The sequence below is a fragment of the Raoultella sp. genome, assembly GCF_039594335.1.
Taxonomy (GTDB): domain Bacteria; phylum Pseudomonadota; class Gammaproteobacteria; order Enterobacterales; family Enterobacteriaceae; genus Klebsiella.
Genome location: NZ_JBCNNS010000214.1, coordinates 1 through 4,873, shown reverse-complemented (window position 1 = coordinate 4,873; position 4,873 = coordinate 1). Strand labels below are relative to the sequence as shown.

Below are 4,873 nucleotides of genomic sequence, written 5' to 3'. Positions count from 1 at the left end.
AATCAACGAACGACAAGACTCTGGCGACCTGGCGAGAAAACAAGGGGATCGGTAACATTCGCGATACGCCGGACTATGACCCAACAAAGCTAGCGCTGGCGACGGGCATACAGCCTACAATGCCGTCTCAAATCCAACAACTCTTCCATGAACTCAGCGAACAGGTGCGCGATGACCCGCTGGCGGACAGACTGCATGAGGCATGTTTTCACTTTACTTTTTTGCCGTTGACTCTTCCGCTGTACGCCGAAAGCGACCCCTTTCCTGAAAAGATTACCCGGTTACATGCCATGTGGGCTGATTATCAGGCCCGGCGAATTACCGTCAGAGAATTGCGTTTGATTGCTCTTCCCGGCCAGCTATTGCTTGCCGGGATCCCGGACGAGGAGGCTGTGGCGATGCGCCACGCTTTTTGCCAGAAAGTTCTGCTATCGCCCTGGAAAGACGAACTGCTTTCCAGGCACGCCACCACGCCGCTTCCGGCGCCTTTCTGGCACTGTACGCTACTGCGCTACAGAGCCCGTTTTCTACCTGAACATTTGCGGCGGTACTTTCAGCAGAATCAGGCGCTTCGATTTGGCGCGGTTTGTGGAGAACTCAAACTGGCCAGAGTGAGCTACAACTGGGCCCGCTGTGAGGCTGTTAACCTCCAGGGGTAGGCGCCGGCTACCGCCATCCCGGCAGGAAGGACCGCGGAGGCTATTTCCGGGTATCGCCATGTTTGTTTCTTTTGTGAACATATAGCAGCTGATCGGATTTTTTGATCGCGCTGTCAAGAGAATCATCTGGTTCTAATTGATAGTTGCCATGTGAAAAAGAGACCTTCTGGTCTCTATCCGTATGACGTAAGTTTTCTTTGATTCGGGCGATGACTGCTAAGCTTTTGGTATAGTCGGTATTGATAAGAATTAATAGAAACTCATCGCCACCAATACGAATGCCATAGTCACTTTTACGAATGGACTGCTCGATAGAATGGCCCAACGCCTGAATGACTTTATCGCCCATATTGTGACCGAATGTGTCGTTGATCTTTTTCAGACCATCGCTGTCGATAGACACTAGCGTAACAGGAATGTGCTTTTTCAGCATGGCATCTATCTTATTACTCAAGGATCCGGTGAGTATCTTTCTGTTATACAGGCCGGTCAGGGTATCCGTAATATTATCTTTGGACAGCTGAGCATGGCGCGCCATTTGCTTTTTGGTGTAACGACAAAGCAGCCAGGTGCTAAAGATATAGATGAACACCAGCCATAAATTGTTGATAATAAAATAGATGAGATCGACTCTGACATTTAATGCATAGAGTGGAGTTAAATTTTCTTTGTATTTTATGATGTTAATTGATTTAATCATCGAACGATGGAAATAAATATCATCAGCGGTCGATTCATCCGTCACGTACAACGACAGGAAGCGCCAGAGTACCGGACGGTCTGCGGTGTAAAAAGCAGTGGTTAAATCATCGATATTCACATCGGTGACGATAATGCCTTTAATTAAACCATTTTGAAAAACCGGGGTGAGTATGCTAATGATATTTTTTTTAGTATAACCGTCGCGATAAATGTGGGAGGTGGTATTTTCGCCATGACGCAGATCGTTCAACGCCCGACGATCGATGTTGATAGTATGGGCGCTACGGGTAATATCGATGACATTATCATCACGCACCAACCAGTTATCAAACTTGTACTTGTTAGTATCAATGATTTTATTAATATAAATATAGTTATTGACCAGGTCGATATAGTATCGGATATTATTGAAAATATACCCCCGGTAACCAGAGAAAGTATATTTTGACACCGACATGCGGCGATCGTTTTGAATAACGGAAAGCGCAGAAACATCCTCGGCCCAGGCCTGACAGTCCGCATTCCGGGTTTGCAACGTTCCATTTAGACCCTGATAGGTCTGGTTTCGCAGGTTCAAACCCTGTACGCCATTGACCGATTCCAGGTGTTGGCACACGTCGTCATGCTTATTTTTGTCGCCATCTGGCGACAGGGGGAGTATAGAAAAAGCCCGGGAAAGCTGAAATGCCATATTCTGATTGATATATTCCGCATGGGAGAGCGCAGATCGTCCATTTTCCGCCACGTAGTTCATGTAACTTTCCAGTTCCCGGTATTCACGGGTGCTGAAACCGATGAAGATAGCTGTGGTCAGAATAACGATTAGTGTATTGATATAGCGGAAATTCACGGCAAAGCGTCTGCTGTCCATCCTAAATGGCCTGTATACCTGAAGCGGTGATAATCCGGGTTAACTGGTCATGCATCAGTCCCGGGGTGACACTAAAATGTAATCGGCATGCGCAGACAGACTCCTCGGCTGCAATCGCGCTCAACCATGGTTCACTGGTATTGTCATTCATAAGAAATTACTTTTATTCACTATAATTGCAATATATTAATCTGAATTAATTTTTTTTACCAGTTACTTGGGCTATTTAACCGGCGATCCTGCGACAGAAAAATTTAATCATCTTGTGCTATGCTACGGGTTCATAGCCAATCGCTATAAATCATAGTGAATCAGTCTTTAATATCGCCAATGATATTTCCTATAGTCTCAGACGCTACTTTTCCTGCCACGATCGGCAGGCTATTTTAAAAAGGACCCTGGGATAATGTTTTTTACGCTGAAGAAGTTTGTTGTTTCGTTGCTTGTCGTCAGCACCGCGCTGCTGGTCGCCTGTGGCCCCGCCGGGCAGGACCCGAATCATATCAAAGTCGGTATCAGTGCGGGAATCGATCAGCAGGTCTGGGCGGTGGCGCAGAAGGTGGCGAAAGAGAAGTATAATCTTGATGTTGAAGTCGTTACCTTTAACGATTTCGTTCAGCCAAATGAAGCGCTGAATAATGGCGATCTGGACATCAACGCTTTCCAGCATAAACCGTACCTGGATAAACAGATCCAGGAGCGCGGCTATAAGCTGGTTGAGGTGGGCACGACATTCGTCTATCCGATTGCCGCCTACTCGAAAAAAATACGCACTATCGATGAACTGCCTGATGGCGCGCAAGTGGCGGTGCCAAACGATCCGACCAACCTTGGACGTTCGCTGCTTTTGTTACAAAAACAGGGGCTGATTACCCTTAAAGATGGGGTGGGTCTGCTGCCGACGTCGTTAGATATTGTGAATAACCCGAAGAAGCTTAAAATCGTCGAGATTGAGGCGCCGCAGTTGACCCGCGCGCTTGACGATCGGCAAATTGCGCTTGCCGTGATTAATACGACGTTTTCCAGTCAGGTGGGGCTCTCGCCCAGCCGCAACGGGTTGTTCGTCGAAGATAAAAACTCACCCTACGTCAATATTTTCGCCAGCCGGATTGATAACAAAGACAGTGAAAAGGTGAAAAACCTGGTGAAAGCGTATCACAGCGATGAAGTCGCCGCTGCCGCCGCGGAACTGTACAAAGGCGACGCGGTAAAAGGCTGGTAATCTGTGCTGTATCAGGCCGGCGGCGGAAGCACGTCACCGGCCTGGGCGGGGAGGGATTACTTCTGGATCAGATAGCGGATAGTTGGCCCGTCTTGTTGAATATCGAGCACGGTATAACCGTAGTTGCGGGCGTCCTGCGGAATGTTATTAATCGACTGTGGGCAATCGCTGACCACTTCGAGAATTTCCCCTTTTTTGAGTGAAGGCATCGCTTCGAGGGTGGCGACGGCCGGATAGGGGCAGGGTTCGCCTACCATGTCGAGACGATAATCGGGAACAATAGTGTTCATGCAGTTTCCTTAATATTGGCCATCGCGGCGGATTTATGCCGGAAAAAACGTTTCTCCCAGGCAATGACCAGCATCAACGCGATAAATAACAGCAGATAGGTCACCAGCAGGCCGCCAAAAGGCCCGAAGGTGGTCAGCAGATTGACTTTATCCCAGCGGGTGGCCAGCGTTGGTGATAAATCATCCCAGAAATAGGCCAGAATCGTCGAACCAATGACGTTACCCAATCCTACCCACCAGTAGTGGACTTGACCTTCAACGGCGCGGTACATCCAGCCGGTTTCACAGCCGCCTGCCAGCACAATACCGAAACCAAACAACAGGCCGCCGATAACCGCGTTCGGGCCAGCCCACATGATTTTGGGTTCCATACCCAGTTGCACATAGCTGAAAATACCAATCGCACTCGCCGCCATCCCAAAGATAATCGCTTTGGCCATATAGGTGCGTCCGGTGATCCACATATCGCGGAACGCCGAAGTAAAGCAGATCTGCGCACGTTCGATCAGTAGACCAAAACCGACCCCGAACAGCATCGCCAGTCCGAGTTTGGGCTGATTGAGTGCAGTCAGTAACCCCCAGGCGATCATCGCGAAGAACACCAGCATCCCTGCGCGAAAACGACGCCGCGCCTGCGCCGGTTTTTGCGTTAGCGGCGAGGCCGCCGACACTTTCTGAATCCTGACCGGGATTCGGAACAGGGGAAGTAGTGTAAAGCGCGCGCCAAACCAGGTCCCGATAGCCGTCGCGATGGCAAAAAACCAGGCGTGGAGTGAAAACTGAGGAATACCGGTAAAAAAGGCTGCCAGGTTGCAGCCCATCGCCAGGCGTGCACCAAAACCGGCAATGATCCCGCCCGCCACGGCCTGAATAATCCGGATCCGGCTGCGCGGCAGGCGGAGTTTGACATTGTTTGCCCACAGCGCGGCGGCGAAACAGCCACCAAACATACCGATAATCATCATGCCATCAATGCGGGTTAACGGCGTCCCCTCGAGATGAATCAGTTTGAAATAACCCCATTGCTCGGTATGAACGCCGGCAAGTTGCAATAACTGCCCTCCCCAGCGGGTAAATTCCCCGGTAACGGCCCAGAACGTGCCGGTAATACCGAAATAATAGGTGGAGA

Annotated in this window: 5 protein-coding genes; 2 read left to right on the top strand and 3 right to left on the bottom strand. The window is 49.6% G+C overall.

The genetic code is table 11. The features are described from left to right. The coding region (locus tag ACZAHD_RS21635; protein WP_462458572.1) for a hypothetical protein at nt 1-659 on the top strand (659 nt) is incomplete at its 5' end. A gap of 40 nt (nt 660-699) precedes the next feature. On the opposite strand, the gene dgcJ is transcribed toward ACZAHD_RS21635, so the two are convergent. Continuing rightward, nucleotides 700-2,232 (bottom strand): diguanylate cyclase DgcJ, encoded by a 1,533-nt coding sequence (gene dgcJ, locus ACZAHD_RS21630; RefSeq protein WP_462458571.1) that lies wholly within the window; start codon nt 2,230-2,232, stop codon nt 700-702. A gap of 406 nt (nt 2,233-2,638) precedes the next feature. On the opposite strand from dgcJ, the gene metQ reads away from it, so the two are divergent. After that, nucleotides 2,639-3,454, top strand: coding sequence for a methionine ABC transporter substrate-binding lipoprotein MetQ (metQ, locus tag ACZAHD_RS21625; RefSeq protein ID WP_462458570.1), 816 nt, complete (start codon nt 2,639-2,641; stop codon nt 3,452-3,454). Between the two features lie 56 nt (nt 3,455-3,510). Here metQ and yedF read toward each other — a convergent pair whose 3' ends face one another. Both yedF and yedE read right to left on the bottom strand, forming a co-directional pair. Next, nucleotides 3,511-3,744, bottom strand: coding sequence for a sulfurtransferase-like selenium metabolism protein YedF (yedF, locus tag ACZAHD_RS21620; protein ID WP_462458569.1), 234 nt, complete (start codon nt 3,742-3,744; stop codon nt 3,511-3,513). Continuing rightward, the coding region (gene yedE / locus ACZAHD_RS21615; protein ID WP_462458568.1) for a selenium metabolism membrane protein YedE/FdhT at nt 3,741-4,873 on the bottom strand (1,133 nt) is incomplete at its 5' end. The genes yedF and yedE, both read right to left, overlap by 4 nt.

Coding starts and splice junctions, on each gene's coding strand:
- dgcJ (WP_462458571.1), bottom strand. CDS start 2,232: ATGGACAGCAGACGCTTTGCCGTGAATTTCCGCTATATCAATACACTA.
- metQ (WP_462458570.1), top strand. CDS start 2,639: ATGTTTTTTACGCTGAAGAAGTTTGTTGTTTCGTTGCTTGTCGTCAGC.
- yedF (WP_462458569.1), bottom strand. CDS start 3,744: ATGAACACTATTGTTCCCGATTATCGTCTCGACATGGTAGGCGAACCC.